The following is a 2,899-nucleotide window of genomic DNA, read 5'->3' as shown; positions in this document are numbered from 1 at the left end:
CTACCAGTACAGCACGCTGAACCAGTTGACGCTGGAGCGGACCACCGCCGGTGCGCTGACCTACTACCAGTGGCAAGCCGACGGGGCCCTCGAAAGGCAGCAGGACGCCCGCGGCACCACCTACTTCACCTGGGATGTGGACGAGAGCCTGAGGGGGATTGCGACGCCGACCGGCAACCTGCGCAACGCTTACGACGCGGAGATGAAGCGGGTATGGCGCGAGGAGGATAGCGCGGTTACCTACTTCTCCTTCGACGGCGAGAGGGTGGCGGCCCGACACTACAGTGTGGGCGGAGGCCTGGACTGGTGGCTGCTATACCACAACGAGGGCCCCAGCATCTGCTCCCCCCCTGGTCGGCTCGTGGCTCCCGATCAGGCTAGATCCAGAAGATGCGGTTGCCTGTGCCTCCGGCAAGCGCGTCGATGATCACCCACAAGCCGTTGGTGACGAACTGGCCGAGGATCAGGCCCAGGAAGAAGGCCCGGGTGCGCTGGTAAGTCTTCACACCACCATAGCGCAGGATTGTCGTCTTCGCCAGCCAACTGATGAGGATGGTCATCCACTGCTGGTCCATGATCCAGACTGGCGCGATGGCGAAGCCGAGGGGATGAAAGGGCCACCACAGGAAACGCTGTCTCATCGCAGCCAGGAAGGCCATGAGCAAGGCGCCGAGGCCCGTCAGCAGCAGGCCCACGACATTGGGGCCCTTCGGGCTGAGGAACTGCACCTGTACCCACTTGAGCGGCGCCAGGACTCCGCCGCCGAAGTACCAGGAGTCCATCGTGACGCCGCCGGTGTGGTAGGCCCAGCGGATCGTGAAGTAGATACTCAGCGGTGCGCTCACCAGGATTGCGACGGCCATGAGCCAGAAGAGCGGTCGCTTGTGGTGATCGGTCTTCTCCGCGAGCTTGAGGCTGTTGGCGGCCGAGGCCATGACAAAAGTGCGCATGTCCGAGCACCAGACGTAGCTTGTCGCGATGGCCATCAGACCGCGTGGGCCGATGCTCGGTGCGCCCAGGGCCGAGACGATCACCCCCGGGGCGATCGTCGGGGCAACGGCTTCGGCCATTCCGCTCTCCGCCACGACGCGGGTCAGGCCGATGAACAGCACCAGGGCAAGCACGACGAAGAGAACCGCCACCCACAGCGGCATGCCACTCCACGTCAGCCAGCCCACCATGACTGAGAGCCCGAGCATCATCCCCCAGAAGGCCGCCGGGTAGGAGAGGATCTCGTCGCTGTCCTCACCGTGGCCCTTCCCGCCGAAGGCCTGGGTGACCACCTTTCGCAGATGGCTGCGGGCCGTGTACAGGCCGCCGAAGACGAGGACGAGAAAGGCTCCCATGCCGAGGTGCGCAAACATCGGCGATGGCGCTCCGTAGGTGCCCAGGTTCTCGGTCATCCCGATCTTGTACACGTTCAGGATGCCGCGGAGGATGAAGAAGAGCACATTGAAGAACCACAGCGAGAAGGCCGTCTGCTGCTCGACAAGAAAGAAGAACCCGATCATCGGGAAGCTGATTCGCAGTTGTAGAGACTGGGTGTGGCGGAACACCGAGAAGGCCCAGTTCGTTGTCGGCGAGGGGACCGTCGGGTAGTAGAAGTGCAGGCCCTTGAGGGAGCTGAAGATCAGCGGGACGGCGAAACCCAGCCACAGGAGGCCGCTTCGGTAGAGAGTCGAAGGCCGCCCGGGCTCAGACTGGGCCACCATTTCGAGCGGAAGCTGAGTGAGCGGGTAGATGAGGCGCTCGTTGTCCACCCACTGCCTGCGAAGGATGACCATGGTGCAGATCATCACAAGGTACAGCGACAAGAGGAAGGGAGCCCAGATCGACAGCGGGCCAAGCCAGTCCCGCCAGGGGATGAGCCTTCCGGGAGGCAGGCCCTCGAAGAAGTACCTGACCGTGAGTTCGTCCTGCGGGGCCAGGAGAGGGTTGAGGTGCGGCTGCAGGAGCTTTGCCCAGTTGTTCTCGGGAGTGGCGTAGTAGTAGGGGCCTGTGATGATGGACATGAGCTGGCCGCTGAGGCCCATGGTCTGGACCGCGGAAGCGACCACCATCATGATGTAGACCGTGATGCACTCCCCGGGATTGAGTGCCCAGCGGGGATTGAGGCGTCCAAGGGCGTTGTTGACCACAGCGGTGAGCAGGAACAGCAGGAAGACGGCGCCGGGAGTGGAGAAGTCGAGGTCAACGTAGGACCCCTGGATCGCGAAGGTCGCGTAGGGGCAACCCCAGCCGATGATCACGACCGACAGCACTCCGACGGCAATAGCCCGCCCCGAGAAGGCGGAGTGGAAGGGCACCGTTGCTGCAAGGTCCGACCGAGCCGCTGTCTGTGCCATGCTGCCGCTTCTCCGCGCGAGAGGTAGTGCGAGCTCGGCAAGGCTGTACTGTCGGAGATAGCGGAATTCCCCACAACCAGCGCAGTGTCCTGCTTGCCTCCAGCGCCATCCGCCTGGAAGCGCCTTCCACGGGTACCTGAGGTCTGCCTTGACGAAGGAGTCCCGAGGCGCAGCACCCTATATGCTGGGAGGAGCAGGGAGGCGCAGCGCAGAAGACAGTGGGCACGCGGCTGTGGTGCTGCACAGAAGGCACGAGAATCTGCCGTATGCTGCTTGTTCGTACCGCCGATAGAGTGTCTGCGGTAGCACTGTTCCCAGTTCCTGTGAGAAAGGTACCGCCATGAACTGCGCTGCTCTCGCTGGCCTGACCCTCGCTCTCTGCGGACAGGTCAATCTGACCTCCGACACTCCGCGGTGGAGTGCCAATGTCGACTCCGCCGGCGCGACGATGACGATGCTCCAGACCCCGGACGCCAAGGTTGCGGTCGATATCGTCTCCGATGGCGCCAAGGAGCACTACCCGAAGCTCCGCATCCAGTTCAGCCAACCGCAGG

General features: G+C 63.6%; 3 protein-coding genes. 2 read left to right on the top strand and 1 reads right to left on the bottom strand.

What is annotated here, in order from left to right:
• On the top strand, nucleotides 1-427 hold a 427-nt coding region (locus ABFE16_00280), incomplete at its 5' end, for a hypothetical protein (protein MEN6343707.1).
• Here the strand turns inward: ABFE16_00280 and ABFE16_00275 are convergent.
• Complete coding sequence (locus ABFE16_00275) at nucleotides 378-2,345, bottom strand: DUF6785 family protein (protein MEN6343706.1); 1,968 nt, start codon at nucleotides 2,343-2,345, stop codon at nucleotides 378-380. The two genes, ABFE16_00280 and ABFE16_00275, sit on opposite strands and share 50 nt — an antisense overlap.
• 340 nt (nucleotides 2,346-2,685) lie before the next feature.
• On the opposite strand from ABFE16_00275, the gene ABFE16_00270 reads away from it, so the two are divergent.
• Nucleotides 2,686-2,899: hypothetical protein (locus ABFE16_00270; GenBank protein ID MEN6343705.1), on the top strand; the 214-nt coding region annotated here is incomplete at its 3' end.

The sequence above is a fragment of the Armatimonadia bacterium genome (genome assembly GCA_039679385.1).
Taxonomy (GTDB): Bacteria; Armatimonadota; Zipacnadia; order Zipacnadales; family JABUFB01; genus JAJFTQ01.
The sequence above is the reverse complement of the archived record's forward strand: the minus strand, read 5'-3'. Positions and strand labels throughout refer to the sequence as shown.